Source organism: Bacillus sp. RAR_M1_44 (assembly GCF_020165935.1).
In the GTDB taxonomy this organism is placed as follows: Bacteria; Bacillota; Bacilli; order Bacillales; family Bacillaceae; genus Bacillus; species Bacillus altitudinis.
The window spans coordinates 996,241-1,021,173 of record NZ_JAIUKX010000001.1 but is presented as its reverse complement, the minus strand read 5'-3'; the positions used below and the strand labels follow the sequence as shown (position 1 = coordinate 1,021,173).

General features: G+C 39.0%; 40 protein-coding genes and 1 tRNA gene. 36 read left to right on the top strand and 5 right to left on the bottom strand.

All coding sequences use genetic code 11. The annotated features are described in order from the left end of the window. The first annotated feature begins 1 nt into the window (after position 1). The 16 genes from LCD34_RS05640 (at position 2) to LCD34_RS05565 (ending at position 10,569) form a co-directional block, all read left to right on the top strand. Entirely contained in the window at positions 2–1,012 is a 1,011-nt protein-coding gene (locus tag LCD34_RS05640) for a phage portal protein (RefSeq protein WP_135226206.1), read from the top strand. Next, a complete protein-coding gene (locus LCD34_RS05635; RefSeq protein WP_017358996.1) occupies positions 1,009–1,275 on the top strand; it encodes a DUF2577 family protein in 267 nt (88 codons plus the stop codon). Before LCD34_RS05640 ends, LCD34_RS05635 begins: the two co-directional genes overlap by 4 nt. 14 nt (positions 1,276–1,289) lie before the next feature. After that, positions 1,290–1,712 (top strand): DUF2634 domain-containing protein, encoded by a 423-nt coding sequence (locus LCD34_RS05630; protein WP_008344087.1) that lies wholly within the window; start codon positions 1,290–1,292, stop codon positions 1,710–1,712. Next, positions 1,705–2,751, top strand: coding sequence for a baseplate J/gp47 family protein (locus tag LCD34_RS05625; RefSeq protein WP_142155841.1), 1,047 nt, complete (start codon positions 1,705–1,707; stop codon positions 2,749–2,751). Before LCD34_RS05630 ends, LCD34_RS05625 begins: the two co-directional genes overlap by 8 nt. Continuing rightward, positions 2,738–3,661, top strand: coding sequence for a YmfQ family protein (locus LCD34_RS05620; RefSeq protein ID WP_224558655.1), 924 nt, complete (start codon positions 2,738–2,740; stop codon positions 3,659–3,661). Before LCD34_RS05625 ends, LCD34_RS05620 begins: the two co-directional genes overlap by 14 nt. A gap of 11 nt (positions 3,662–3,672) precedes the next feature. Further along, positions 3,673–4,056 (top strand): phage tail protein, encoded by a 384-nt coding sequence (locus LCD34_RS05615; protein ID WP_008344081.1) that lies wholly within the window; start codon positions 3,673–3,675, stop codon positions 4,054–4,056. 15 nt (positions 4,057–4,071) lie between these two features. Next, positions 4,072–5,208, top strand: coding sequence for a hypothetical protein (locus LCD34_RS05610; protein ID WP_148779642.1), 1,137 nt, complete (start codon positions 4,072–4,074; stop codon positions 5,206–5,208). An 11-nt stretch (positions 5,209–5,219) separates the two neighbouring features. Then, positions 5,220–5,522 (top strand): hypothetical protein, encoded by a 303-nt coding sequence (locus LCD34_RS05605; RefSeq protein WP_148779641.1) that lies wholly within the window; start codon positions 5,220–5,222, stop codon positions 5,520–5,522. 264 nt (positions 5,523–5,786) lie between these two features. Beyond that, positions 5,787–6,026: a hypothetical protein gene (locus LCD34_RS05600; protein ID WP_224558654.1), complete on the top strand. Its 240-nt coding sequence runs from the start codon at positions 5,787–5,789 to the stop codon at positions 6,024–6,026. Between the two features lie 952 nt (positions 6,027–6,978). Continuing rightward, positions 6,979–7,299, top strand: coding sequence for a hypothetical protein (locus tag LCD34_RS05595; protein WP_148779640.1), 321 nt, complete (start codon positions 6,979–6,981; stop codon positions 7,297–7,299). After that, entirely contained in the window at positions 7,296–7,439 is a 144-nt protein-coding gene (locus LCD34_RS05590) for an XkdX family protein (RefSeq protein WP_187424748.1), read from the top strand. Before LCD34_RS05595 ends, LCD34_RS05590 begins: the two co-directional genes overlap by 4 nt. Positions 7,440–7,526: 87 nt before the next feature. Then, a complete protein-coding gene (locus LCD34_RS05585; protein WP_224558653.1) occupies positions 7,527–8,612 on the top strand; it encodes a pyocin knob domain-containing protein in 1,086 nt (361 codons plus the stop codon). A gap of 80 nt (positions 8,613–8,692) precedes the next feature. After that, complete coding sequence (locus LCD34_RS05580; protein ID WP_017367922.1) at positions 8,693–8,905, top strand: BhlA/UviB family holin-like peptide; 213 nt, start codon at positions 8,693–8,695, stop codon at positions 8,903–8,905. A 12-nt stretch (positions 8,906–8,917) separates the two neighbouring features. After that, positions 8,918–9,181: a phage holin gene (locus tag LCD34_RS05575; protein WP_019743388.1), complete on the top strand. Its 264-nt coding sequence runs from the start codon at positions 8,918–8,920 to the stop codon at positions 9,179–9,181. Positions 9,182–9,200: 19 nt separating this feature from the next. After that, positions 9,201–10,019: an N-acetylmuramoyl-L-alanine amidase gene (locus LCD34_RS05570; RefSeq protein WP_224558652.1), complete on the top strand. Its 819-nt coding sequence runs from the start codon at positions 9,201–9,203 to the stop codon at positions 10,017–10,019. Positions 10,020–10,122: 103 nt separating this feature from the next. After that, positions 10,123–10,569, top strand: a complete 447-nt coding sequence (locus LCD34_RS05565; RefSeq protein ID WP_072368321.1) for a biofilm-forming protein — start codon at positions 10,123–10,125, stop codon at positions 10,567–10,569. 59 nt (positions 10,570–10,628) lie between these two features. Here the strand turns inward: LCD34_RS05565 and LCD34_RS05560 are convergent. The 5 genes from LCD34_RS05560 to LCD34_RS05540 all read right to left on the bottom strand — a co-directional run bounded on the left by LCD34_RS05560 (position 10,629) and on the right by LCD34_RS05540 (position 13,744). Next, a tRNA-Ala gene (locus tag LCD34_RS05560) sits at positions 10,629–10,701 on the bottom strand. Positions 10,702–10,799: 98 nt separating this feature from the next. Further along, the gene (locus tag LCD34_RS05555) at positions 10,800–12,083 is read right to left on the bottom strand and encodes a tyrosine-type recombinase/integrase (protein WP_216099106.1); all 1,284 of its coding nucleotides are present in this window, start codon (positions 12,081–12,083) and stop codon (positions 10,800–10,802) included. Continuing rightward, positions 12,076–12,570, bottom strand: a complete 495-nt coding sequence (locus LCD34_RS05550) for an ImmA/IrrE family metallo-endopeptidase (RefSeq protein ID WP_216099105.1) — start codon at positions 12,568–12,570, stop codon at positions 12,076–12,078. Before LCD34_RS05550 ends, LCD34_RS05555 begins: the two co-directional genes overlap by 8 nt. Before the next feature lie 77 nt (positions 12,571–12,647). Continuing rightward, positions 12,648–13,298 carry a hypothetical protein gene (locus LCD34_RS05545; RefSeq protein WP_224558651.1) on the bottom strand — a complete coding sequence of 217 codons (651 nt, stop codon included), beginning with the start codon at positions 13,296–13,298 and terminating at the stop codon, positions 12,648–12,650. Positions 13,299–13,321: 23 nt separating this feature from the next. Then, the gene (locus LCD34_RS05540; RefSeq protein ID WP_216099103.1) at positions 13,322–13,744 is read right to left on the bottom strand and encodes a helix-turn-helix domain-containing protein; all 423 of its coding nucleotides are present in this window, start codon (positions 13,742–13,744) and stop codon (positions 13,322–13,324) included. A 121-nt stretch (positions 13,745–13,865) separates the two neighbouring features. On the opposite strand from LCD34_RS05540, the gene LCD34_RS05535 reads away from it, so the two are divergent. The 20 genes from LCD34_RS05535 to LCD34_RS05440 all read left to right on the top strand — a co-directional run bounded on the left by LCD34_RS05535 (position 13,866) and on the right by LCD34_RS05440 (position 24,913). Continuing rightward, positions 13,866–14,105: a helix-turn-helix domain-containing protein gene (locus tag LCD34_RS05535; protein WP_003213298.1), complete on the top strand. Its 240-nt coding sequence runs from the start codon at positions 13,866–13,868 to the stop codon at positions 14,103–14,105. Positions 14,106–14,159: 54 nt separating this feature from the next. After that, positions 14,160–14,357, top strand: a complete 198-nt coding sequence (locus tag LCD34_RS05530; protein WP_008360767.1) for a helix-turn-helix domain-containing protein — start codon at positions 14,160–14,162, stop codon at positions 14,355–14,357. A 108-nt stretch (positions 14,358–14,465) separates the two neighbouring features. Further along, positions 14,466–14,711, top strand: a complete 246-nt coding sequence (locus LCD34_RS05525) for a helix-turn-helix transcriptional regulator (RefSeq protein ID WP_391509662.1) — start codon at positions 14,466–14,468, stop codon at positions 14,709–14,711. A gap of 2 nt (positions 14,712–14,713) precedes the next feature. Next, the gene (locus LCD34_RS05520; protein ID WP_224558649.1) at positions 14,714–14,983 is read left to right on the top strand and encodes a hypothetical protein; all 270 of its coding nucleotides are present in this window, start codon (positions 14,714–14,716) and stop codon (positions 14,981–14,983) included. Further along, the gene (locus LCD34_RS05515) at positions 14,984–15,160 is read left to right on the top strand and encodes a hypothetical protein (RefSeq protein WP_224558648.1); all 177 of its coding nucleotides are present in this window, start codon (positions 14,984–14,986) and stop codon (positions 15,158–15,160) included. Positions 15,161–15,335: 175 nt separating this feature from the next. After that, a complete protein-coding gene (locus LCD34_RS05510) occupies positions 15,336–15,530 on the top strand; it encodes a hypothetical protein (RefSeq protein WP_008360772.1) in 195 nt (64 codons plus the stop codon). Next, positions 15,527–15,745 carry a YqaI family protein gene (locus LCD34_RS05505; RefSeq protein WP_008360775.1) on the top strand — a complete coding sequence of 73 codons (219 nt, stop codon included), beginning with the start codon at positions 15,527–15,529 and terminating at the stop codon, positions 15,743–15,745. The genes LCD34_RS05510 and LCD34_RS05505 overlap by 4 nt, the downstream gene beginning before the upstream one ends. A gap of 101 nt (positions 15,746–15,846) precedes the next feature. Continuing rightward, entirely contained in the window at positions 15,847–16,122 is a 276-nt protein-coding gene (locus LCD34_RS05500; protein ID WP_138277966.1) for a hypothetical protein, read from the top strand. Continuing rightward, positions 16,115–18,097, top strand: a complete 1,983-nt coding sequence (locus LCD34_RS05495; protein WP_224558647.1) for an AAA family ATPase — start codon at positions 16,115–16,117, stop codon at positions 18,095–18,097. The genes LCD34_RS05500 and LCD34_RS05495 overlap by 8 nt, the downstream gene beginning before the upstream one ends. Beyond that, positions 18,094–18,339 carry a hypothetical protein gene (locus tag LCD34_RS05490; protein WP_138277968.1) on the top strand — a complete coding sequence of 82 codons (246 nt, stop codon included), beginning with the start codon at positions 18,094–18,096 and terminating at the stop codon, positions 18,337–18,339. The genes LCD34_RS05495 and LCD34_RS05490 overlap by 4 nt, the downstream gene beginning before the upstream one ends. Continuing rightward, entirely contained in the window at positions 18,332–19,078 is a 747-nt protein-coding gene (gene bet / locus LCD34_RS05485) for a phage recombination protein Bet (protein WP_008360781.1), read from the top strand. The genes LCD34_RS05490 and bet overlap by 8 nt, the downstream gene beginning before the upstream one ends. After that, entirely contained in the window at positions 19,075–19,779 is a 705-nt protein-coding gene (locus LCD34_RS05480; RefSeq protein WP_224558646.1) for an MBL fold metallo-hydrolase, read from the top strand. The genes bet and LCD34_RS05480 overlap by 4 nt, the downstream gene beginning before the upstream one ends. A gap of 201 nt (positions 19,780–19,980) precedes the next feature. Further along, positions 19,981–20,796 carry a hypothetical protein gene (locus LCD34_RS05475; protein WP_224558645.1) on the top strand — a complete coding sequence of 272 codons (816 nt, stop codon included), beginning with the start codon at positions 19,981–19,983 and terminating at the stop codon, positions 20,794–20,796. Next, positions 20,793–21,080, top strand: coding sequence for a replicative helicase loader/inhibitor (locus LCD34_RS05470; RefSeq protein ID WP_224558644.1), 288 nt, complete (start codon positions 20,793–20,795; stop codon positions 21,078–21,080). Before LCD34_RS05475 ends, LCD34_RS05470 begins: the two co-directional genes overlap by 4 nt. Next, on the top strand, positions 21,052–22,344 hold the full coding sequence (gene dnaB / locus LCD34_RS05465) for a replicative DNA helicase (RefSeq protein ID WP_224558643.1): 1,293 nt from the start codon (positions 21,052–21,054) through the stop codon (positions 22,342–22,344). The genes LCD34_RS05470 and dnaB overlap by 29 nt, the downstream gene beginning before the upstream one ends. A 14-nt stretch (positions 22,345–22,358) precedes the next feature. Next, positions 22,359–22,559: a hypothetical protein gene (locus LCD34_RS05460; RefSeq protein WP_224558642.1), complete on the top strand. Its 201-nt coding sequence runs from the start codon at positions 22,359–22,361 to the stop codon at positions 22,557–22,559. After that, positions 22,556–23,215, top strand: coding sequence for a hypothetical protein (locus LCD34_RS05455; RefSeq protein ID WP_224558641.1), 660 nt, complete (start codon positions 22,556–22,558; stop codon positions 23,213–23,215). The genes LCD34_RS05460 and LCD34_RS05455 overlap by 4 nt, the downstream gene beginning before the upstream one ends. Further along, positions 23,212–23,661: a RusA family crossover junction endodeoxyribonuclease gene (locus LCD34_RS05450; RefSeq protein WP_224558640.1), complete on the top strand. Its 450-nt coding sequence runs from the start codon at positions 23,212–23,214 to the stop codon at positions 23,659–23,661. The genes LCD34_RS05455 and LCD34_RS05450 overlap by 4 nt, the downstream gene beginning before the upstream one ends. Beyond that, positions 23,649–24,344, top strand: coding sequence for a hypothetical protein (locus LCD34_RS05445; RefSeq protein WP_224558639.1), 696 nt, complete (start codon positions 23,649–23,651; stop codon positions 24,342–24,344). The genes LCD34_RS05450 and LCD34_RS05445 overlap by 13 nt, the downstream gene beginning before the upstream one ends. A 287-nt stretch (positions 24,345–24,631) precedes the next feature. Next, positions 24,632–24,913 carry a hypothetical protein gene (locus LCD34_RS05440; RefSeq protein WP_224558638.1) on the top strand — a complete coding sequence of 94 codons (282 nt, stop codon included), beginning with the start codon at positions 24,632–24,634 and terminating at the stop codon, positions 24,911–24,913. Positions 24,914–24,933 lie beyond the last annotated feature (20 nt).

Here is a 24,933-nt window from a genome sequence, read left to right as displayed (position 1 = left end):
ATTGATTGAGCTTTTTGCCATCAGAAGCGGCACGATGTATGAGCTTGTCACAGAGAGTGTGACACTTCAGGGGCAAAGGTATCAGGCCCCTCGCTCTATTCAGGCGAATATTATCACAAAGCAAGGCAGTCAAACATATTACCGTGTCTCAGAAGGAGACACGGTTCTTTTTAAATGGAAAGGAAAAGAGCTGTTCAGAGGCATCGTGTTTTCTAGGACGCCTGTTGAAGGAAAGCTGACCTTTACCGCATACGATATGCTCCAATATTTAGTGAAAAACCAAGATGTATATGTTTTTTCAAATCAACGGGCAGATCAAATTTTGAGGCGGATCGGGGCAGACTTTCAAATTCCTATGACATCCATCGCAAATACAGGACATATCATGAAGTCTCTCGTTTTTAAAAATGACACGAGTTTATATGACATCATTTTAAAAGCATTGAAGGAAACGAAGCGGCAAACCGGTAGAAATTATCAAATTTATTCTGCTAAAGGCAAGATGGGGCTGAGAGCTTGGCCCGATCCAGAGGACGTGTGGGTCATTGAATCAGGCGTCAACCTCATCGGTTATCAGTACAGCACCTCCATTGAAGAGACAGCAACACGTGTGAAGATGCGCACGTCTGTAGACGAACAGGGGAAGAATAAGAAAAAAGGTAGCAAATCAGATATTGTGGTGATCGAACAGGACAAAGCGGGTCAGAGTCAGTACGGCATTTTACAGCATGTGGAGACGGTCACAGGTCAAATCAACCAGCCGCAGCTTCAAAAAAGAGCGAAAGTACGCCTAGCTGAAAAAAAAGGCGTCAAACAAGAAGTGAAAAGCATACAAGCACTCGGAATCCCTGAACTGCAAAGCGGTCTGCCAATCTATTTGAAAATCCCTGAAATCAACATCAAAAAAACCTACTGGATCGATCAAGACAAGCATGAATTCAATGGAGTGAAGCACACCATGACAATTGACGTCGTTGAGAAAAATTCCATGCCAAAGGGTGATCAAGCATGAGATTAAGTGAAGCAATTAAACGACTCGCTGTCAATGCAGTAGATGCAGCTTCTCCAATTGATCTGGTGATTGGAGAGGTCACAATGGCTTCGCCTCTTCACATCCGATTAAATGAAAATAGTAAGCTGATCATTCCAGAAGAACTGCTTATTTGGCCTAAACGCTTAAATAAGGGTGAGGATGATGAGTTGAAAAGGGGAGACAGCATTATGGTACTCGCAATGGCAGGAGGGCAGTCCTTTTACATCATCGACAAATTGTAAGGGAGGTGATGAACGTGGCACTTTCACCAGAGGAAGAAATCGAGGAAACAGAGGAAGATGAAGAGGTAGAAACCTCGACGACGTATCGCATAGATTTTGAAAATGGCAGGCTGACAAATGAAGCCATTACAGGCATTGAATCGATCCGTCAATTTATTTATATGACATTGCGAACAGAGCGCTATGCACATCCCATTTACAGTCACGATATTGGCACTGAAATTCAGGAGCTATTGACTGATACTGAAGCAACTGATGAATACAAAGAAATGGAGATTCCAAGATTGCTTGAAGAAGCATTGGTCGTTGATGAGCGGATTGATCATATTGAAGAGATAGAGGTCACGAAGCAAAATGATGCCTTTCAAGTCAAACTAACCATTGTCACAGATGAAGGCACATTAGAAATAGAGGAGGTGATGGAGGGAGATGTTTGAGGAGCAAACGTATGAGGCGTTGATGGAAAGAATGCTGGACAGGCTGCCAGATGACATAGATAAAAGAGAAAACAGCGTCATTTGGAATGCCTTGGCACCTGCTGCTGCTGAACTCGCTCAGTCGTATATTTGGCTTGATCAAGTGTTTGAGCTTGTCTTTGCTGATACAGCACAGGGGGAATTTTTAGATCGACGAGCAGCAGAAGTAGGGATTGAACGAAAGCCAGCCACCACAGCGGTGTGGTCCGTAACCATTCAACCAGAGAACGTAAACATTCCAGCAGGATCAAGATTCTTTATTGAAGATGTTTATTTTCAATTTTCAAAGGACGGTACACTAGAATGCGAGACAACAGGTACAGCCGGCAATGGGCAATTAACAGGTCAGCCGCTGCTATCGCTTGATACAATTCCGGGTCTAGAGTCGATGATCATGAAGGAATTGGTGATACCAGGGCAAGAGGAAGAAGATGATGCGTCATTATACGATCGGTATTTAATACGCGCAAGGCGAGAGGCTGTCAGTGCCAACAGAGCACATTACAAAAAGTGGGCCGAGGAAGTGGTTGGTGTCGGCAGAGCGAAAGTGTTCCCGCTATGGAATGGAGAGGGAACGGTCAAAATTGTCATCACAGATGGCAATCTAGATGTAGCCTCTGAGCTTCTTGTCAAAAGGGTCCAGGAGTATATTGACCCTGTACCGGGAGAAGGAGAAGGGCAAGCTCCTATTGGTTCAAAAGCAACCGTGGAAAGTGCCAAGTGGCTGGATATTGACATAGAAGTGTCCGTCGAACTTCAGATGGACTGGACACTTGAAGGAGCGCAAAAAGAAATAGAAGAAAAGGTCAAAGCACTGTTAAAATCAATCGCATTTGAAAAAAGTACGATTCGAATGTCCGCCTTAAATGATATTTTGTACCATTCAGAGAGCGTGTCCGATTATGCAAACGTCTTATTGAATGGGGAGTCAAAAAACTTAGTATTACAGGACATTGAGATACCACGTCTGAGGCAGGTGAAGGTTATTGAGCAAACTTGATGAAATGAAAAACTACTTGCCGCCATATTTCACAGAGATTTATGATGTGGATCATTTACTAAAAACGGAGGCGCCAGAGTTTGAACAATTGGACGAATCCATTTTTGATGTAACGGATCAGTTCTTCCCTTTAACAGCGACGTGGGGATTGAATCGGTGGGAGAGAATGCTCAAGGTGCAGCGAGAGTCAGATGATTCGATTGAGCTGCGCAGGGCACGATTACTCAATATGATGTCGAACATTCCACCAATTACGTATCTGTCATTAGAGAAATCTGTGAATCGATTTCTTAAAAATCCGAGTGCAATCATCCGTCTTACAATCAACCGTTATCATTTTGCATTGCGTGTCAACCTAGATGACCTGCAAAACACAAGATATATCGTCGAAATACTCGAAACGTTAAAGCCAGCACATTTGGCGTATACGTTCACCGCCATTCATCATACAGATGTTCATGAAACAAATGATCATCACCAGCGGCTCACACTGCGAAGCAGAGTGGGCTTTTTCGATCATATTCCAATTTTACTCAATGGTGAATTCGTATTAAATGGAACGTTCTATCTCAGCGGGATACGAGGTACTACGGAGGTCCCAGCTCGTTTTCGGCATTCATTAAAGATGAGAATGCCGCTTCAACAAGAGAAAGAAACAGCATATCGTATGAATTATGTCATGACTGGAGCATCGCATGAAACGAAGCAAGCAGCTACGCTGACTTTGCGCGCAAAGAACCAGCTTTCACATCAAACGAAAAAGAGGATGACGTTCCGCTTACCAGTACATGTTCAAAATGAACAAGGCGGCAGTTTACTGATCAAGGAGCATTATTGGATTCTCGATGGATCCATTCCGCTTGATGGATCAAAAATGCTAGCAGCAACTTCTAAAAAAATAGACCTATAAGGAGGATCACAATGGCTGATCAATTAACCGTAACCACACTATATGCACGTCAACAAATGGCAAAGGCACGAGCAGAAGGAACAAAACTCACAAAAGTCGTCAAAATGGCGTTCGGAAGTGGAGGAACAAAGGATGGAAAACCAATCTCTCTTGACGGAACCGAACAAGCACTCAAAAAAGAACTGATTCAAAAAAATATTGACTCGTTTACCTTCATGGAACCGGCAAAAATCCGCTACACCTGCACCATCGCTGAAGGAGAACTCGCAGGCGAAGTCATCAATGAACTAGCCCTTGTCGACGAAGCGGGCAAATTCACCGCCATCCGAACCATGACAGACAAACAAAAAGACGGCGACATCGAATTTGTTTTTGAGATTGATGATATTTATTAAGGGAGGGAGTCAAAAATGGACTTGAAAACACCAAAAACATTTGAAACTAGTGATAAAGCTCATGCAAACCTATTTAATGAAATGGTTGAAGTCTTACTTGAAAACGACCATGGGCTGTTAGAACAGTTCACTAGTCATAAAAATGATACGATTCAACATGTAACTGGATTGGAGAAACAAAAATGGAATGATTCTCAAAGTTATAAAATAACTGCAGACAATGGGACACATTTAATCAGCATTCCAGCTTCTGGTAAGATCTATGATGCTATTAAAGATAAAGGAACATGTACATTTTACGCTCCTCGTGGAATAGAAGATAGTCCAACAACGAATGCTTTAAGAGGCATTCAAACGGTAGGGCAAGCGAATGCAGGAACAGGATTTGCGATCGATACAATGGGAAATGCTTATACATTTCTATATGGGTCCAGTGATCTTTCTATTAGTTGGACGCCTCTGCCAAATATGTCCGATCAAAATAAATGGAATGATAGTCAGTTAATTAAAATTACTAATGACACGGGTGGCGTACGTGTATCTGTGGGAGCGACAGAAAATTTATTAGATAAATTAACTGAAACAGGAAAAACATTTGGTACATTTTATTCACCTGCTGGTGTACAAGACAACCCCTCAGCTTTGGCTTCAAGAGGTTTTTATCATTTTACTTCATCCGACAGTAACAACAAAGGTACGTTTGGTTGGGTCATTGCAATAGACTATAAAAATAACATGTTTACTAACTACCTTGACTTAAATCTAGGTTGGCAAGGTTGGAAGCGTAGTCTTACTGAAGCAGATCAAGAAGTAACGTGGACCACACCTAGAATACTAAACGGATGGAAACTATACAGTACGAGTTCTTTACCGATTCGGTTTAGTAAAAATGCTTTAGGCGAAGTCGAAATTAATGGAGCTGTAAGAGATGGTCCATTAGGGGAAATTCCTGTTTTTGTTTTACCAGAAGGCTACCGTCCAAAGCAGCCTGTCTATTATGTTGGAGTGGCTTCTAGCCTTGGAACATCTGGAACACCACAATATCATAGGACATTGATCACAACTGATGGAAGAGTGTGTGTGCAATTATCTTCTAACACAGCCAATCCAACAGAATTCATTACGTTTTTAATCAAATTTAGTACGTTGTAGGAGGTAATAATATGTGGATTTATAAATATGATGATCAATTTATCTATATACCAGGTGAAGAAAAACTACTCGTAAATGAACATGAAGATATACCTGAAGGTTTTACAGATATACCACCTCCTGTTGAATCATATATTGCAAAATTTGATCCTAAAAAAAAACAATGGGAGGAAACAGCCACGCAAGAGTATATGAATAGCTTTAAAATAAAGCCTTTACCTAATGATCTTGAAATATTGAAGAAACAAATTGCATTTTTAACAAAACAAATGACACACATATTACGTGACATAGAAGAGTTGAAATTATTATAAAAATTCACGTAGATTTTTGATTCATTATTCATATATAAGGGGGAGGATATGGTTTTAAAAACACTGCGTTCTTTTGAGATAAATGACAAGGCGCATGAAGATTTATTTAACAATATGGTGAAGATTTTGATTGAAAATGACCAAGAACTGTTGAAGTAATTCAACCTTCATACAGAAGATTCAAATCCTCACATTTCTAGTACAGATAAGAAGAAATGGAATAATTCGCAGCAGTATAAACTGACAAATGATAACGGCTCCCAATTGATCAGTATCCCTGCTGGCGGCAGTATCTATGACGAAATTAAAACTCTAGGTGCCTGTTCATTCTATGCGCCTAGAGGTGTTGGGGTAGTTGATTCTCCTGCTATTGGCAACGCTGTATTAAGGAGATTCCAGCTTGTAGGTCAAAATAATATTGGTGTTGGAATCGTAATTGATACGTTAGGCAACGTTTTCTGTTTTTCCTATTATGTGAAAGACATGGCGATTAATTGGCTGTAAATGCCTACACAAAATGAAAAAAATAAATGGGACGCAGGACAGTTATCTAAAATCACTGCTGACGATGGGAAAGCGTATGAGAGAATTTAATGCAAATGATTCAAGTATATTGGAGAGATTAACAACGTTACCTGGTGTACATTCTTGGTATATTCAGGAGGGACATGAAGATTTACCGACATTTAGTTCAATGAGGGCTTTATCTGTTTTCAGTGAAAATATATATGTATAGATACTTGGTGTAAACAATACAGGAGATATTTATGTTAATCGCTCAACAACTGATGTTACAGGCAATAAACAAGAATGGAGTGGGTGGAAGCGACTAAACGATCATCATTTATTGAATACCAATGGGACAAGATTATCTATGCGAATGGACACAGATATATTAACATTACCTTCAGGGTTTTATTTTGCTGTTGGATCTAAGTTAGTAAATATGCCTACTGAAAATGATTCAGCTTGGTTTAATATTGACGTTTTAGAAACTATAAATGGTAGAAAGACCATTCATGTCAGCAGGAGTTATGACAACACTCATTGGTTCGGAACGGTTCATACTTACGGTATTTTTTAAAGGATGGAAAAAATAGTAACTGATGCTGAATTTTAAAATGTCAAGTGGCTAAATGTCACGCTTGACAATGGTTCCTCTATGGAGATAGACCAGTCGAATATACTAGATGAAGAAATTTATTATTGTTGAGAGGCCACCTAAAAGCAAATATAGAAGTTATCTGTGGAAAGATTCCAATTTCGGGCTTACTGGGCTTACCATATAAAGGCCTAGTAGTATCAGTTCCAGTATTAGGTACAACTGGTCATAGTAAACTACTTATATATAAGACAGGAGATCTAAAGATAACTGATTTACTGTCGAAAAATGACATTTCTGTAACTGGTTATTATCTAGATACGGTCATCCCATTAAATTAAGGAAGTGATCAAAATGATCCAAGTCTATGAATATAATCATCAAAATGAATTGGTCAGACCAATAGAAGTGTATGAGAGGGATGATGAAGGAAATTATATTATTCCAGAGCACTGTACAACAATTGCACCACCCAATAATCCTTCTTTTTATAAAGCTGCATTTGATGTGGAAAAACAACAATGGTATGAATTAGCGACAAAGGAGTATATAGATAGCCTAAAACCAGCCCCTCTCCCGCCAAGTGATATAGAACTTTTAAAGAAACAAAATGCTTTATTGTCAAAACAATTAACACAGCTATTGGCTATGCAGAAAGGGGGAAGATCAGAATGATGTTTCCAACTGTAGCAGATATCAAACAATTCTGGGACTGGCAGTGTTACGGCCCAGAGGACGTTGCATTTTATGTAAGCATTGGCTGGATCTCGGCAAATGACTATAAAGATATAACTGGAGAAATGTACGAAGCCTAATAGATTTAATTTTGCCGTTCTCTTTTGCTGAATTCTGTTTCAATCTCATTCAGACAACTTATGCAATTATAGAAAGGAGAGAACACATTGGAGATAAAAACTCCTCGTCCTTTTGAAACGAGTGATAAAGCTCATGCAGATCTATTCAATGATATGTTGGAAACATTGCTTCATAACGACACTGGTATGTCAGAACAAATAACTCTTCACATCAATGATCCAAGCCAACACTCTTCAGAAGTAGAAAAAAAGAAATGGAATGAGTCGCAGCTGTATAAAATTACAGGTGATAATGGAACACAACTTTTAAATATTTCTGTTGGTTCAAGAATTTTTGATTCCATTAAAGACAAAGGAACATGTACATTCTATGCGCCCAGTGGAATTGAGGATAACCCTTCACAATACGCAATTAGAGGGATACAGACAGTGGGGCAAAATAATATTGGAACAGGTTTCGCAATAGATACATCCGGCAGTGCATATTACTTTTACTATTATTCTAACCACATATCTATCAATTGGACACAGCTTCCGACAGCAGCTGAACAAGATAAATGGAACAACAGTCAACTTCATAAAATAACAAGGGATAACGGTCAACCCTTTTATAAAAGTATAGGTGAGACCACCGACTATAACGAAATTATAGAAACAGGAATGTATCTCATTTATAATGCAGGCCTTAATGGTCCAAAAGAGATCAAAAGAGCATTTATGATAGTGATAAGTTATGGGAATACCTTGCTACAAACTATATATGATGCAGTCAATGGTCTAAACTCATTTTATAGAATTAGGAAAACTGACTATACATGGACTGAATGGGAAAAACATCTCACGTCTACAGATTTAAATGCTACCTGGTATAATGTAAATCTAAATAGTAATATAAATCAATATTCAGTTAATCCATTGAAATATTCTGTCAGACAAAATATTTTATATTTGAGAGGATCATTTGAAATAGTTTCGGTTAATGAAACAGAAATTGCACGTTTAACGTATAAACCTTCCTCTTTAACCGTTTTCACTTGTGCGACGGTTGGTTCATACGGATCTGCTAGGATGTCTTTATCTAAAGATGGTAGTTTAAAATTAGATGGATTAATTGCAAATGATTCGTCAAGGGTAACACGTATTGAAATGAATGAAGCAATTCCACTATGGTAGTTACAAGATTATAAGATATAACTGGAGAAATATACAAAGCCTAATGGCTTTATTTTTTTGCCGGAAAGAAGGTGATTCAAATGGAAGTAGATGTCGTTCAAAACTTGATGACACAAGGCCCATTCGCCGTTCTCTTTTGCTGGATTCTGTTTTATGTTCTCAACACAACAAAGGAAAGAGAAAACAAACTCAATGAGCAAATCGAGGCGCAAAATGATGTGTTAGCAAAGTTTAGTGAGAAGTATGACGTCGTGATCGACAAGCTCGATAAAATTGAACGGAATTTAAAATAGGAGGAAAACATCATGAAAACATTCGACAAAGGCACTGTGATTCGCACAGTGCTTCTTTTTATTGCGCTTATCAACCAAACGCTTGTCATGTTTGGACAAACAGTGCTGCCGATTAGCGAGGAGCAAGTGCAAACCGCAGGAGAGGCACTATATGTGGCAGGTTCCACAATTTTCACTATGGTCACTGCCGTGATCGCTTGGTTTAAAAATAATTATGTGACCTATAAAGGTCAATTGCAAAAAGATGCCCTGAAACAAAGAGGGTTAACAAAATAATTTTTGAAGGAGAAACAATATGGTGAAGATCATTCAAGCACTCATCCCAAAACAAAATCGCAACAGACCAGGAAACAGGATGAAGCCGCTCTATATTACGGTGCATAATACATCGAACACTGGACGGGGGGCTGATGCGGCAAATCATGCAGCATTTGTTGCTCGGGCAAGTACCGGGGTTAGCTGGCACTACACGGTCGATGATCAGGTCATTTATCAGCATTTACCTTTAAACGAAAATGGCTGGCACGCAGGAGATGGCAGGGGAACCGGCAATATGAAATCAATTGGAATTGAAATTTGTGAAAATGCAGGCGGTAACTTTGAACAAGCCGTTAAAAACGCCCAATGGCTCATTCGAAAACTGATGGGGGATTTAGGAATTCCTTTATCAAACGTGGTGCCGCATAAGCATTGGAGCGGGAAAGAGTGTCCGCGTAAGCTGTTAAATCGTTGGGATGGCTTCAAGGCGGGTATTGCATCAGCATCAAGTCAAATGACAACAGCTAAACCGGTGAAAGAAACATCTATCAAAACCATATCAACGAGATCAACATCTAAAACCAACAAGGTCAAAAAAACATACAGTTTGCCTGCAGGTATTTTAAAAGTGACGAAGCCTCTTACAAAAGGGTCAGCTGTAAAAACCGTACAACAAGCCTTAGCATCGATTTATTTCTATCCTGATAAGGGAGCGATCAACAATGGAATCGATGGGTACTACGGACCCAAGACTGCAAATGCAGTGTCTCGATTTCAAATGATGCATGGGTTAACCCCGGATGGCATATATGGTCCAAAGACCAAAGAAACATTAAGTAAGGTCATAGAAAGTTAACACATATGGAATGAATCAACCCTTATCTATTATAAAAAAAGTAAAATAAAACCATTTTTGGTGTTATTTGTTGTATAATGGTAAAAATGAATGGAGGGGTTGTATGAAGCGGATATGTGTAATGATGTCTCTTTGTTTCATTGTCATGTTACATTTTAATATGGAAAAGGTTGCAGCTAAGACCATTTATCGAGAAGTAGAAGTTGATTTCATCATGACGGAACAGGAAAAAGATCTGTGGGTACCAGGAGGTCAAAATAATCCTGAACAATATCCATCTACTCACGGCTACCAATTTTCAATACTAAATGCAGAGGGGTGTACTCTAGAGGTGACACTCTACAGAACATCTTTATCAGGAACGGATTTTCCGTCATCAGTCAAAGAGTATACAGGTAACCAATATGATCTAAGTGCAACAGACCGAATTTTATCAAGTGGGCGCTACATTTATAGACCCCATGGTATTAAACTGACCAAAAAAGAAGGCTGTGGGGATATTGAGATAAAAGGAGTCTTTGGTTATCAAATTCAAGAACCAGACAAATAATCTTTTATGAGTAAAATCAAATGAAAAAGCCTATCCATCATTGGATAGGCTTTTGATAATGGAGCATAGCGGGATCGAACCGCTGACCTCTACGCTGCCAGCGTAGCGCTCTCCCAGCTGAGCTAATGCCCCGGGATGTTTCAACAAATATTATTATATTTAATTCCCCCTTAGAATACAAGGGGGAAGGCTATTTTTTTATTTTTGATGAGAAATCTCTCAAATTTGTATTATGCATTATTTTTAACCTTGGGGACGACTTGGGGACGGAAATTTCCTATCTCTGAATTTGTGTTTCTCAGATGTTTAGGATCAAACTTGTTAAAGTGATTCGCTGCACTCTTTTTCATTTCATCTGTTACATGGCCATATATATCAGATGTTGTTCTGGCGCTAGCGTGTCCGGCACGTCTTTGAATAGCACTTATGCTTTCGCCGGCTTCCATCAATAAAGCAACCATAGTGTGACGTAGATCATGTAAACGGATATTTTTTATTTTATACTTTTGTGTAATGCGGTTCCACTTTGTAGTTGGAGTAGTAAAGTAATAAGGCTTACCAAGACCACTATGAAAAATGTATTGGTGATCTCCACCTTCCCAGGCATCATTAAGCTTTTCCTTTTCTCTTTTCCACATATGATAGTAAAGAGACAGTTCATTCATGTACCAATCTGGCATCTGCACAAACCGTTTTGAACTTTTAGACTTAGGGTCTTTCACATGCGGTTTGCCTTGAATTGTCTTTGAAAGTGAACGATTAATTTTAAATCCACCAGCATCCCAATCCACATCTAAATGCCATTCAAGTGCAAGACCTTCGCCTCGTCTTAATCCTCCTATCATCGCTGCTAAGAAATAAAGTCTCCATTTAATATCAACTTCTTCATATAGAATCTTAATACATTGAGCAGCTTCATCTGCTTCAAAATAGTTCATTTCTTTCTTCTCGTTGACTGGCAAGGGCAATCCCTTCATTGGATCAATCTTGATAATCTTCCATTCTTCAGCTGCGGTTTTAAAAACTACCTGCAGTAATTTAAAGATATCTAATATTGTTCTTTCTCCTAATCCTCCTGGCTTACCGTCTTTTCTAGCTCCATCCTTTGATAAATCATCTAAAAAGTCTACGATATGTAAACTCTTTATACGTTCTATCCTCATATGTCCAAAAACAGGGAGAATATGATTTTTTAAGTGACGCCAATAAACATCTGAGGTTGTCAAAGAGTAAGGTTTTCCGCTCTTTTGATAAAGCTTTTTTTCTTTCCACTTATTGATGAAGGATTCAAAGGTTAGTTTCTCTGGTTCGATATATTCGCCAGAATTGACTTCCATCTTGAACTGATAAAGCTGATCTGAGAGGTATTCCTGCAATTTTCTCTTTGTTTTCAACAGTTTATGATCTTCTATACGAATAGTTTTATATTTCCTTAACCTTTTACCATTAGCATCATATCCGATTTCAACAACTAATCTAAAAGAATTGCTACCTCTTTTTTCAATGCTAGCCATATAAAACGCTCCTTGTCTGAGAAAAAACTTTTTGATTGTAAAGGTTTAGCCGATGCTTCGCAAATGTGGGAGTAACTTTAAAAGTTTTAGTTATAAATTGAATTGCTTGATCAGGATCCATAGGTATCTTTGCAGATCTCAACATAAAAGTTGGTACTGCAAAATGGTACATAAAATTATTCGACTTCCATTCTTGATATAACCTAAAGGAGTCGGGCATCAACAGTTGATTACCCTTATGAAAAAGAATATGACCAACTTCATGACAAAACTTTTCCCATATAATGCTCTTATTTAATCTCTTATCTAAGATAATAATTTGGGTACCCTGATTTATTATCGCTCTCGATGAAATTTCTTTATAGCAAACTTCAATTCCTAATTTTTCGGAAATAGTATCAATAGATTGTTCAGAAGGACTTAAGATTTTCATTTCTGCATAAAGTCTATTAACGTTATCTTCTAAATGAGTATAGATATATTTCAACTTAATAAGCTCCTTCAATTATTTTTTGGGAACTGGTGTTCTATTTTTAGGTAAAAATAAATACTCTTATCGAGCATTTATTTTAAATTCACGGTTATTTCTTTTGATTCGGAGACATTATCCAAATTTTCGTCAAATGGCTTACTCATCACAATTCTAACGCTTTTGATTTTAGAAACATCAGATTCTATAGGTACAGCAATTTGATATTCTCTTTTCGCTTTCCCGAATAGTTTCATATCATATTGATCCATGTCAGTATAAAGGTTATTATTACTGACTTTAATCTGTTCTTTAGTATCTAAAATCAAGTGACTAATACCAGAAAAATTGATTGTTTCTTTATCTGTATTCTCTACAGAAAATTTAACATCAATAAAATGAAAAGGATTTGTCAATTCAATATCCGTTAGACTTTGATAATCACTTAATCGATCTTCAGGAATTTCTGTTAATTTATATAAACTGACACTTTCAAAATTTATGTTTAGTGGCCCCATTTTTTGTGGCTCTATCTGTTCTTGGCTTTTTATAAAATTGTATAATTCTCCTGTTTCTTCATCTTTATAACTTTCATTTTTTGGTTCTTCTTTAGTTTCTTTTTGCTTTTTCTCTGAAACTGTTTCTTTTGACTTTGCTGAAGACACATCATCCGTCGTCTTAGTGGAGTTACATCCAGCTAAGAGAACGAACAATGATAGGCAAATTATAAATATTGTTTTCTTCATCATAATTGCCCCCCTAAAAGGAATTATTTTTTTTGTTTTTTCTCTCTCTCTTTTCTCTTTTTAAACAACTCATACACTACTTCAAACTCTTCAATTAATTCCTCAACATCTTCTGGCTTACTATCAAAGAATAATCCGTCATGGGATTTTGCCCACTCATAAATCTTTCTTTGATGCTCAGTAAGTTTAGGACCTTCTTCAGAATTACTTGTCTCATTCTCATCGATGTAACCAGCTTTGATCATTAATTCTTCGTAATCACATTGATATGCTTTAGAGATTAATTTGAGTGTTTCGGGAGTTGGTTTGATGTCTTTACCTGTTCTTGGGTCTTTTCCGTTTTCAATTTTCCCAAGGTAGGTATGACTTATGCCAATTCGTTTGGCAGCTTCTCTTTGAGACAGTTTTCCTCTTGCTTTTATCAAATATTCTCCAAGTTTGGACATTAGCATCACCTGTAATACGTAGTTTACATTATATTTAAATTCTTTAAAACAGAAAGTGTGTAAAACATGATTGACACTACTGTAAACCTTGTGTTACTATTTGTTCAAGGAGGTGTAACACATGGTTTTCACTAACAGATTACGTGAGATCAGAAAAGGTGTTGGAATGTCAATATCTGAATTGGCAAGAAGAACTGAAATGTCTCGCGCAAACATTACGAAAATTGAGCTTCACGGACAAGAGCCATCTGGTTTTACTATGCTGAGAATTGCAAGTGTTTTAAATAAAGATCCAAGGGATATTTTTTTTGAGTCAAGTGGTACACAAGAGTTACAAAATGAAAAAGAGAACACCGGTTAATAAAATGATTTTTGCGGTTCTTATGGTTTACAAGTTCTGAAGGAGGTTCTCAAAATGCCAACAAAATCAACTATGAACGTTCAAGAAACGGCTGATTTTCTTGGAGTCCATCATGACACGGTTTACACAATGGTGAAAGAGCGGCAAATACCATTCTTTCGAGTAAGAAAAAGAATTTTCTTTAAAAGAGAAGTGCTTGAAGAATGGCAAATGTCACAAATGGAATCCAACTTTCAGCCAGTGATTGATTAAGAATTTACCACCTTAGAATACAGCGGATATATGAGATTTGCTGTTCCAATTCGGAACATGTTCCAGATAGGAACATTGAAAGGGGGTGGGGAGGTTGTGAAGTTGGGTGTGGTGCTTCGCAAAGCAAGATTGCAGGCAGGCATTTCCCAAGAGAAGCTTGCGGAAATGCTTAGCCGCTCTCGAAGCTGCATATCGAAGATCGAAAATGATCAGAAGGTACTTGATGTTCCTACATACGTCAGGTGGATGGAAGCAACTAATGCAAAAGAAGCAATGATTGCTACATTATGCGGCATTGATCCACTGGCAGTCACACAGCAAATTACCGCCATTATGGCTTTGTTTGGAGGATGAAGATGAGAAAAGCGATTTTCAAGAGCATTGATCATGAAGGGATAACAGCTGAAATGATCTGTATTGAACAACTGCAAAAAAGATTAATGAAAGCATTAGAGCGTGCGGATATAGATACGGCATTAGCAGCTCACAAAGATATTGCTAAATCTTTAAAACAAATTCAGCAATATGAAAAACAATCAACGGTGAAATTGTTGAAGGCAGCTGCAAAGATTAAGCCAGTAACATATCCAAAATCACTAAAAAACAAAATGAAAGGGTTGATTTAAATGAAATTTGTATTCGTAGCAAGTCGCTTAATGAAAGCAAAGGAAGTTATTGAGGTATGCAATGAGCGATTCAGCGAGGAAGGCGAAATTGCACTGGCTCAAACTGAAACGCAATTGAAGTCACGTATGGGTTTAGAACAAAGAAAAAAGCAGCAAGCTCCTACACTCACTGCTTAAATCGAATATCGAAATGATCGAATTTATTATATCGCTCTTTAAAGAGCACGACAAGTTTTATTCTTGTCGTCCGGCTTGCGGATGGACAATGCACACACACCATCCCCTCAAATCATGCACCATCCGCAGTCGGACGATGCGAATAAGCATCAATAACTAATAGGAGGAAAAAGTAATGAGAGAAAAACCTGTTATTCAACCCTTTTCAGAGAAACGTGACGATCTAGTCCGTTTAACGAAAGTTGGAGGATCAATTGTGATTACTTTTCATGGGGAACCTATTTTCTTTTTCCCGAATCAAGAGGCTTTTGAAGAATATAAAAAGCTCACTGCTGATGCGATCCGAAGAAAGGTTGGTGTTTTAGCATGAACATTGAACATCCAATGATCACTCAAATAAATGCCACTGGATACCCAAAAGGCGTTGAAGTGGTTGATGTTGTTGGAACTGACTACTTCGGGGATGAGATTTTCTCAAATGATGAGTATGTCATTGATAGAAATGCGGGTGAAATGATCCTCGTTGATAACTTGGAACGCTATCTGAAGGAACAACTCGATTTTACCTTTGTGAATGCAAATTAAAAAGGTTCACTCCCACAAGTGAACCTTTTCCAAAAATTACAGAATAAAGTGTCAACCCCTATTATAGCAGGTTGACACTGTAAATCAATGGAGGCATTGATATGAAACTCACAAATAATCATTTGGAAATTATGAGAAGAATCGGTTCGGGTGCAACGATATGGGGCTACATGGAGGCACGTTTGTTAAGAGAGGTTCAGTCTTTCGATCCATCATTCATCAAAATTATTACAGGTGATGAATTAGAGAAGCATGATCCTAGTGTTGCTCAATTAACAGGGGTAGATCAACTCCCTTACTTCGGAGCTTCTCTGACAAGCGATGGTTTTGCCTACCTTGAAAGAAATTTTAAAGAAGGCAGTGAGAGTATTGAATAAGACAATCAAATTATCAGAACTCCATCTATCAAATTTCAAGGGTGTTAAATCATTCACCCTTGAAACAGGTGGAGAAAGTGCAAAGGTCTATGGTGATAACGCTACAGGCAAAACAACGTTGTTTGATGCTTTCACGTGGCTGCTCTTTGATAAAGACAGCCAAAACAAAAAAGACTTTGAGATCAAGACGCTCTCAAAAGATAACAAAGCAGTAAGCGGCGTGGATCATGAGGTATCGGCTGTCTTACTAATTGATGGAAAGTCGGTTGAGTTGAAAAAGGTCTATTCAGAGAAATGGACCAAGAAACGGGGATCAGCAAAGCAAGTCTTCTCTGGCCATACGACTGACTACTACGTCAATGACGTGCCGGTTAAGAAAAAAGAGTTCACTGAGAAGGTCAATGACATTATCTCTGAGGATATTTTCAAACTCATTACGTCCCCAAGTTATTTCAACGAACAAATGAAGTGGCAGGATCGCCTAAACGTTCTCATGGAGATCGGTGGTGCTGTGACTGATGAGGACGTTATTTCAAAAAACAATTCATTGTCAAAGCTTCAATCCATCTTAGATGGAAAAAGTCTTGATGAACAAAAGCGCATCCTTGCTGAAAAACGTAAAAAGATCACTAAACTCCTGGAGCAATATCCGGTACGGATCGATGAAATCAATCGTTCTATTGATGATGTCAGTGATCTTAACCATGAACAACTGAAAGAAGAGCTAAAAGCTCTTGAGTCATCACTTATGGCATTGGAAGATAAAGTCCGCTCTATCAGATCTGATGCAGGTGCAGATCGTAAGAAGCGTATGCTTCAGCTCGAAGGCGATCTGCAACAAATTATGAATGAGTATGACTCAAAAAGATTTCAGGTAGTGAATGAGAAAAAAGAAGCCTACTACAAAGCGAAAAACGATCTTTCTCAAATCCAGAATGATCTCAGTAATTTGATCACGAAGAAAGAGCACTTAACATCTTTTCTATCTCAAATAGATAAAGAGCGCTTTGAGTTGCGAGAAGAATGGTCTAAAAAGTACGAAGAATCGTTTGAGGATCATCAAACAGATTGTCCAACATGTGGACAATCATTGCCGGAAGAAAAAATTCAAGCTGCTATTGAGAAATTCAATTTGCAAAAAAGCGCCTTCCTTGAGCGCATAGCCGATAAGGGAAAGCAATTAGGAATTGAATATGACAATAAGCAAAATGAGCTGTATGAAGTTGATGAGCAACTTCAAAAGTTGAATTTGGAAGAGAAATTTAAGGCTTCAAATTTAGAAAAACTGAAAGAAAATATGGAACAAGCTGAAGCGTCTATTGCTCCGCTTTCCGATAATCCAATGTATCTAGACAAGGTAGAGGAGCTTGAAAAGATCAATAACGAGATCCAGTCTGATGAGCAGGAGACAAGTGGAGCTGTTCAAACGATTAACGAGCAGATCAAGGAAAAACAGCAGGAAATGACCTTGATCCGCAATGATCTTTCTCGCATCGATCAAGCTCAAAAAGCCCTCAACCGAATTGAGGAGCTAAAGGAAGAAGAACGTAAAATGGCTGATGACTACAATGAGATCGAGAAAGAGTCATACCTGATTGAAGAGTTCATCAGAACCAAGATGAACCTTATGGAAGAACGGATAAACAGCAAATTCAAATTTGCCCGCTTCAAGCTCTTTGAAGAGCAAGTCAACGGCGGTTTAACAGAAACCTGTGAAACGCTCTATGAAGGCGTGCCTTACTCTAAAGGCCTAAACAATGCGGCACGTATTAACGTCGGTTTAGACATCATTAATACGTTAAATGAGCATTATGGTATTTCTGCTCCGATCTTCGTTGATAACAGCGAGGCGGTCACAAATCTTATACCGGTCAATGCACAAGTTATCAGCTTGATCGTTTCTAAGCAAGACAAGGAGCTGCGAGTTGAAACTGATGACAACTTGCTGACTGTAGATTGTGAGGTGATCGCATGAGTGAAGTGGTAGAGGTGAAAGTTCTTTCAGGTATAGGTTGGGAAGATTGCAAACGTGAAAAACTTCTGATTGATGGTAAACAGGTCATGGACGTTCGTCCGCTTTCTGAATGTCCTGAAGATGCAATCTTGGAAAGAGACTTAAAAGGTCCATCGGATTTTGCTGAAATCCTAAAGACCTTTCTAAGAGAGCATAAAGGCAAAAAGGTCAGATTTATTTATGAGGAGGATACGGATGAGTAATCAACAATCAAATCCAAATACAAAATTGATGGAAAAACCTTCAGTATTTGCTGTGAATGGAGAAGAGGTAAAACTCACAGGGAATACGGTGAAAACCTACTTAGTACGTGGTAATGCAGATGTAACGGATCAAGAAGTGGTCATGTTTATCAACCTATGCAAATACCAGAAACTCAATCCATTTTTGAATGAGGCATATCTGGTGAAATTTAAGGGATCGCCAGCACAAATTATTGTTGGAAAAGAAGCATTTATGAAGCGTGCTGAAAACAATGAAGAATTCGCCGGAATACGTGCAGGAATTATTGTTGAACGGGACGGTGAAATGGTGGATATAGAGGGTGCTATTAAACTACCAAATGACAAATTGTTAGGTGGATGGGCCACTGTTTATCGAAAAGATCGTGAAACACCTACACCGGTTCGGATAAGTTTTGATGAGTTCAGCAAAGGTCAATCAACTTGGAAAACGATGCCGATGAACATGATCCGCAAAACAGCCATTGTTAATGCTTTAAGGGAAGCCTTTCCTAATTCTCTTGGAAACATGTATACGGACGAAGAAACACAAACACCGGACACAACTGAAACAGTTGCTCGTGAAGTAAATGAAAATGCGAATTCAGAAACTATTGATATGGATTATACCGTTCCAGAAGAACCGATAAAGGAGCCAGAAGAGAAGCAACAGCCATCTGACTCAAAACCTTCAGCTTTAACCGAGGAGCCACCATTTTGATTGAGATCAAAGCTATATCGTCAAGCAGTAAGGGGAATTGCTATCGGGTGACTGATAGTAAAACCCCGCTCCTTTTGGAGTGTGGTATCACTTTCAAAGAGATGCAACGTGCTTTTGATTTCGATATGAGTTTCGCTGGTTGTCTCATCACTCATGAGCATGGTGATCACTGCAAGGCATTGAAAGATGTTTTGCGTGCAGGAATCGACTGTTATATGTCTCATGGAACGGCAAAAGCTCTTGGAGTTGAAAATCATCACAGAATCAATCTTGTAAAAGCCCGACAGACGTTTAGGATCGGCACGTGGCTTATTATGCCCTTTGATGTTCAACACGACGTATCAGAGCCGTATGGCTTCCTATTGGCTAATGAGGATGGAGACAAGCTCCTCTTTGCCACTGACACCTATTACATCAAATACAAGTTTCCTGGACTCACGCACATCATGGTTGAGTGCAATTACGCAGAGTCCATTTTGGATGCAAATATCGAAAATGGAAGCATTCACAAAAGCATGCGTAACCGCCTCATACAGTCGCATTTCAGCCTTGAGAATGTAAAGACATTCCTAGCTGCAAATGACTTGTCAAAAGTGCAGGAAATATGGTTGTTGCACCTATCTGACACAAACAGTGATGAGCAACTATTCAAACAAGAATTAGCAAAACAAACAGGAAAGGTTGTCTATGTTCCGAAATGAGCGAGCTTTTTAAAACAGCTTATCCCTATTGTTTTATTACGTTGGCGATGTCAGCCGCTCCGCAGATGCGGAAAAAGGTATTGATGATGTATATCACGACATATATGGCCAAGTATGAACCGCATCTCGAATTGATCGACATCAAAGGCAAATACGCTATTTGTAGACTCAAACGCAAATAGTTGGGAAGGAGGAATTTGTTTGTCTACTGGATGGATTAAATTACATAGAGCAATTAGAAATCACTGGCTCTATGAAGAAGATAGAACTTTTTCAAGATATGAGGCATGGCTCGACCTTTTAATGATGGCAAATCATAAAGACGCAAAGGTGAAGCTCGGACTGGAAATAATTCATGTTCCTGAAGGAAGTTTAATCACCTCAGAATTGAAACTAATGGATCGGTGGAAGTGGGGGAAAGCCAAGACTAGAAACTTTCTGAAACTTCTCGAAAACGACGAGATGATTATTAAAAAATCAGACCGTAAGAAAACCACCATAACCATTTGTAATTACAGCGTTTATCAAGAAAAAGAAACCAAAGTTAGACCGCAAGCAGACCACGAGCAGACCGATCATAGACCGATTGCAGACACAAACAAGAATGTAAAGAATTTAAGAAATAAAGAATTAAAAGAAGAAGAGGAGAAGTCACCAGTAGGAAATGATTCTCCTTTCCAACAAATCGAAGATAAATACTTGTCTCGAAAAGGTGGATTGATGATCACTCCTAATGATGCACAGGCCATTGAGAGGATCATTCAGGAGCACATACCCCTTGAAGATATATTGGTGTGGATCGACGAGATATTTGATCAATACCGACCAAGACATAGAGCGGATGGCATCAAATCGTTTTCTTACCTGGAGAAGGGCATTCTTGATCGATGGCATGCCAAAAACAATCAACCTAGCAACGTATCTGAATTTAAACCTAAGAAACAACAAGACAACTTATCAGCATTAGAGGCTTATGCCAAAGAAAAAGGCATTAAATTTGGAGGAGGATTAGCATGACTGAAGAACAAGCGATGATCATCTTAACCAGGATAGCAGCTGCGTATCCGAGATTTGAACTTACTACTGACACCGTTGGAAAAGAAAGAATCAGGATTTGGTTAGAGCATTTAACTGCACTACCGTTTGAGGCAGTTTCAAAAAAAGTTGATCAACATATTGCTGAAAAACGTTTCCCTCCTGCTATTGCGGAGATACAAGTACATCAACAAGAGAAAAACGAGTTTCTAGAGAAGCAGAAAGCGTGGGAACAAAATGCAAAATTTGCGAAACGTAGAGGCTGAACAGTTTTTATTGGGTTGCATCATCCTTGAAGGCGATCTAATCAAGGAAACAGCCCTAGAGTCTAAGCATTTTGCTGAAAAGCGTCACAAGCAAATTTTTGAAGCGATGAGGGAAGTGGACAAGCTAGGTAAGCCTGTTGAATTGGCCAATATCGCTGCAGCTATGGGAGGCACTTTGAATGAAGTTGGTGGATTTGAATATTTAACTAACCTAGCAAGTGCTGTTCCATCTACTCATTCATTTGAAACCTATGAAACATTAATTTACGAGGCTTTTAGACTTAGAGATGTGCAGAGTGCTGCTTTAGCATTTGCCAGTTCTCCTACTGATGAGGGCATCACTGAGCTTTATCAAAAAACCATTGAAGCTCAAGAGGTTGGTGTAAAAGAGACTCGCACGAAAATGGATGTTCTAACAGATATATATATGAGCATGGAAGAAGATCATGGTGATCTGACCGGAGTCAACACCGGTCTTGCGGATTTGAATGCCATGACAGGCGGTTGGCAAAAAAGCGATTTAATTATCGTGGCTGCTCGTCCATCGGTGGGTAAAACAGCGTTCGCTCTTAATCTTGGTCGTAATAACGCTCAAAAAGGTGGAGTAACTGACATATTTTCGCTTGAAATGTCTGATACTCAACTGACTCATCGCATGTTAAGTAGCATTGGAAGCATTGAGATTACAAAGTGGAGAAATCCAAAGAGGTTCTTTAGTGAAGATGATTATGATAAAGCCAGCAAAGCTATGGGTGAATACGAAAAATTAGACATTTATATTCATGATCACCCCACTCAAACCGTCGCAGACATTCGCTCTAAAATCCGTAAGACAAAGAAGGATCACCCAGATCAGAATCATTTGGTCATTATTGATTATCTTCAACTGATTACACCAATTGGTAAATACGAGAGCAAAAACCATGAGGTTGGTGAGATTACAAGAGAACTTAAAAATATGGCCAGAAGTTTCAATGTTCCCATTATCTTGTTGTCGCAGCTTTCACGCGGCGTAGAAAGTCGAAATGATAAACGACCTATGATGTCTGATCTGCGAGATTCAGGAAGCATTGAGCAAGACGCCGATATCGTTACGTTCCTCTATCGTGATGACTATTATGACAAGCAAAGTGAAGTTAAAAATATTGCTGAAGTCATTTTTGCTAAACATCGTAACGGTGCAACGGGAACGGTTAACGTAGCATTTGTGAAAGAGTACGGAAAGTTTTTGACTCTAGCGCGGCAAATGGAAGCCGCTATGTGAAATGAGGAATGAACATGTCAATCAATAGCAAACAGCGCAAACAGTTCTTGCTCAAAGAACTGAAGCGTATTGGATATAAACCAAGTGAGAATGAAAATCTTGAAAACCTATCACTCTATGATCTCGAAATGCTAGTCATTTCAGTCAAGGGTGAGCGAGGGAACGATATTGAAACTTACAACGCCAGAATGGAGATCGAGGAGGAAGCAGAGTGATTAAATTACAAATCAAAGACAGCACTACGGGTAAAGAAGTGAATTTTGAAGCAGATAATTACACCGCTGTAGAATTCGGTCAGTTGATCACTAAACTAGACATGTACATGCATAGAGGTTCTTTTAATCCAAACGAAAGACAAAGGGCTTCAGCCGTTGCCACATCATCAGTTAACAGAGCGATAGAACCAACTCATACTGACAAAGCGACCAATCACAGCAAGCCATTTCACCAAGATCAATCCATGTCTAAGTCAAACGATGAAAAGAAAGCTACTCCTGTTTCCTCAAAAGCAACAGAGCCAAAAAGAGTGAGACCGAGATCAACTGCTCTTTTGAATAATGAACGAACTTTGAATGCGAGCATCGGGGAACACATGAGCGTGATGGATCAAGTCAAAAGCATAGCTCTTGTTCAAAAGGAAGATCCAGAACCTGACCGCATGAAATGGAAGACTAAATTTCAATGCCCTGAGTGTGGATTGAAAGAGGACAAGCAGGTTTATAAGGGCTTTAGATACACCGCATGTGACAACTGTCAAACAAAGGTGAAAATCATGCCTGCTGATATGAAAAACGGTTGGGATCATGAAGATGAAGAAGGGTACTTGTATCATGCGAAAAGTCGTTATGTTCAAGGAGATGAAAAACTATGAAAATAGCATTCACCATTTACGCTGAGCCAGTTGCACAAGGAAGACCGAGGGCTGCACACAGAAATGGGATGACAAGGCTGTATGATCCGAAAAAATCAAGAGATTTTAAGTCTTATGTGAAGCTGGCTGCAAGTGATCATCGTCCCGAACAACTCCTTACAGGTCCTCTGGAATTGAGGGTTAAAGTTTACAAATCCCTACTAAAAAGTTTCAGCAAGAAAAAGTCCGCAGAAGCTGAAAGAGGCGAGCTGAGACCAGCTAAGAAGCCAGATGTTGATAACTACATCAAAGGGATAAAAGATGGCCTGAATAAAGTAATTTGGCAGGATGATAGTCAAATTGTTGATCTGCATGTAAGTAAGTTCTACAGCAGCACACCAAGAATTGAAGTCGAAGTATCTACTCTTACACCAACCCATGAGGAGGAACAAATATGTCTTTTATAAATTTCAATGGAAAAGTTAAAAAAATGAATCACAAGCCTAAAGGGATTACAGAATTAGTGTTGGAAGTGCCAACAAAGGAGCTAGGTAACAGAATTCAAAACCTTGCAGAAATGATTGATAAGGACGTGAAAGTGGAGATTGAAAGTGACATTGTCCGCTATAACGTTCAAATCAATGCGAACACAGAGCGACCGATCGTAAATTATCAAGTAGACCAGAGCGGCGTGGTTCACATAGCTGATCCTGAGCCGGAACAGTTAGAGGCAGAATTGGGCTTACCTGCAGAAAAACCAAAAATTGAAGAAAAACCGATGGAGATTAAGCGTGAAGTGGTGGATCAATTCATCGTTGAAGGTATGGCTCCAGAACTGGACGGTTTTCCTGAAAATATGTCAGAGATCGCGAAGCGTCGCATTGAAGGTGAATCATACCGGAAGTTGGCCACTGAACTTGAAATGTCCTCCGGTGCAATCGTTGATCTGATCAATGACTACCGAGCAGCGGTTGCTCCGCTCGCTGAAACATGGTGGGACTGGAAGCAGGATCAAGCCAACGAAGCTGAACCGATGCAAACCAAGAATGAAGAAGCATCTGAAGACGAAAAGGGTTCAGATGATAGCGTTCCAGATGAAAATGATCTTCCTAAAGATGATCAAAAAGATGAGGAAGACGGGGCTGCATAAGATGGCACGTAAACGGTCAAAACGGTGGTTCTTGCTTTATCGCGAAGAGGATGGACAGCACGTCCACCTCTACGAACCACTTAAAAAATATGAACTACACAGTCGGATCAGGAAAGGATGGAGGGTTGTCAGATGATTAATAAAATCAAGTTTTTCTTCAAACATAAATACTTCTTCTGCTTCAAATGTATAAACATAGTTTCGGTGCGTCGTGGTTATTGGCTGGATTTTAGCACTCGTGTTTTTAATGGTCCTTGCTGCTCGAAGTGCGGAAGGAGCTTCAAGAAATGAAACAGATTGTAGAAGGCGATTGGGTGGAAGCTTTGGGTGAAGTTGCACGGAGAATGTTTCATATATCTGGTTACGTAATTAAAGTTACTGACAAAAATATTTTAGTGAAGCCGCTTAAGGGTAAGTCTACAGCTGTTCCTAAACATTGGGCTAAAAACTTAGATGTAACAATTACTGAAGATGATTTGAAAGCTCTTATTGACTTGTCCTTAGACTTAAATGACGAACACCTATTTAGAATGTGTGTACGTGATTTACAAGCTCTTCAGGACAAATAAAAAGAACCAAAGCACAAGGC

Excerpts from the sequence above, each read along its gene's own strand:
- LCD34_RS05595 (WP_148779640.1), top strand. The coding sequence starts at position 6,979 with ATGATCCAAGTCTATGAATATAATCATCAAAATGAATTGGTCAGACCA.
- LCD34_RS05535 (WP_003213298.1), top strand. The coding sequence starts at position 13,866 with ATGGTTTTCACTAACAGATTACGTGAGATCAGAAAAGGTGTTGGAATG.
- LCD34_RS05445 (WP_224558639.1), top strand. The coding sequence starts at position 23,649 with ATGTCTTTTATAAATTTCAATGGAAAAGTTAAAAAAATGAATCACAAG.
- LCD34_RS05540 (WP_216099103.1), bottom strand. The coding sequence starts at position 13,744 with ATGTCCAAACTTGGAGAATATTTGATAAAAGCAAGAGGAAAACTGTCT.
- LCD34_RS05625 (WP_142155841.1), top strand. The coding sequence starts at position 1,705 with ATGTTTGAGGAGCAAACGTATGAGGCGTTGATGGAAAGAATGCTGGAC.
- LCD34_RS05510 (WP_008360772.1), top strand. The coding sequence starts at position 15,336 with ATGAGAGAAAAACCTGTTATTCAACCCTTTTCAGAGAAACGTGACGAT.
- LCD34_RS05530 (WP_008360767.1), top strand. The coding sequence starts at position 14,160 with ATGCCAACAAAATCAACTATGAACGTTCAAGAAACGGCTGATTTTCTT.
- LCD34_RS05565 (WP_072368321.1), top strand. The coding sequence starts at position 10,123 with ATGAAGCGGATATGTGTAATGATGTCTCTTTGTTTCATTGTCATGTTA.
- LCD34_RS05505 (WP_008360775.1), top strand. The coding sequence starts at position 15,527 with ATGAACATTGAACATCCAATGATCACTCAAATAAATGCCACTGGATAC.
- LCD34_RS05515 (WP_224558648.1), top strand. The coding sequence starts at position 14,984 with ATGAAATTTGTATTCGTAGCAAGTCGCTTAATGAAAGCAAAGGAAGTT.
- bet (WP_008360781.1), top strand. The coding sequence starts at position 18,332 with ATGAGTAATCAACAATCAAATCCAAATACAAAATTGATGGAAAAACCT.
- LCD34_RS05520 (WP_224558649.1), top strand. The coding sequence starts at position 14,714 with ATGAGAAAAGCGATTTTCAAGAGCATTGATCATGAAGGGATAACAGCT.
- LCD34_RS05460 (WP_224558642.1), top strand. The coding sequence starts at position 22,359 with ATGTCAATCAATAGCAAACAGCGCAAACAGTTCTTGCTCAAAGAACTG.
- LCD34_RS05545 (WP_224558651.1), bottom strand. The coding sequence starts at position 13,298 with ATGAAGAAAACAATATTTATAATTTGCCTATCATTGTTCGTTCTCTTA.
- LCD34_RS05590 (WP_187424748.1), top strand. The coding sequence starts at position 7,296 with ATGATGTTTCCAACTGTAGCAGATATCAAACAATTCTGGGACTGGCAG.
- LCD34_RS05605 (WP_148779641.1), top strand. The coding sequence starts at position 5,220 with ATGTGGATTTATAAATATGATGATCAATTTATCTATATACCAGGTGAA.
- LCD34_RS05570 (WP_224558652.1), top strand. The coding sequence starts at position 9,201 with ATGGTGAAGATCATTCAAGCACTCATCCCAAAACAAAATCGCAACAGA.
- LCD34_RS05580 (WP_017367922.1), top strand. The coding sequence starts at position 8,693 with ATGGAAGTAGATGTCGTTCAAAACTTGATGACACAAGGCCCATTCGCC.
- LCD34_RS05470 (WP_224558644.1), top strand. The coding sequence starts at position 20,793 with ATGACTGAAGAACAAGCGATGATCATCTTAACCAGGATAGCAGCTGCG.
- dnaB (WP_224558643.1), top strand. The coding sequence starts at position 21,052 with ATGCAAAATTTGCGAAACGTAGAGGCTGAACAGTTTTTATTGGGTTGC.
- LCD34_RS05450 (WP_224558640.1), top strand. The coding sequence starts at position 23,212 with ATGAAAATAGCATTCACCATTTACGCTGAGCCAGTTGCACAAGGAAGA.
- LCD34_RS05610 (WP_148779642.1), top strand. The coding sequence starts at position 4,072 with ATGGACTTGAAAACACCAAAAACATTTGAAACTAGTGATAAAGCTCAT.
- LCD34_RS05635 (WP_017358996.1), top strand. The coding sequence starts at position 1,009 with ATGAGATTAAGTGAAGCAATTAAACGACTCGCTGTCAATGCAGTAGAT.
- LCD34_RS05440 (WP_224558638.1), top strand. The coding sequence starts at position 24,632 with ATGAAACAGATTGTAGAAGGCGATTGGGTGGAAGCTTTGGGTGAAGTT.
- LCD34_RS05575 (WP_019743388.1), top strand. The coding sequence starts at position 8,918 with ATGAAAACATTCGACAAAGGCACTGTGATTCGCACAGTGCTTCTTTTT.
- LCD34_RS05490 (WP_138277968.1), top strand. The coding sequence starts at position 18,094 with ATGAGTGAAGTGGTAGAGGTGAAAGTTCTTTCAGGTATAGGTTGGGAA.
- LCD34_RS05555 (WP_216099106.1), bottom strand. The coding sequence starts at position 12,083 with ATGGCTAGCATTGAAAAAAGAGGTAGCAATTCTTTTAGATTAGTTGTT.
- LCD34_RS05615 (WP_008344081.1), top strand. The coding sequence starts at position 3,673 with ATGGCTGATCAATTAACCGTAACCACACTATATGCACGTCAACAAATG.
- LCD34_RS05500 (WP_138277966.1), top strand. The coding sequence starts at position 15,847 with ATGAAACTCACAAATAATCATTTGGAAATTATGAGAAGAATCGGTTCG.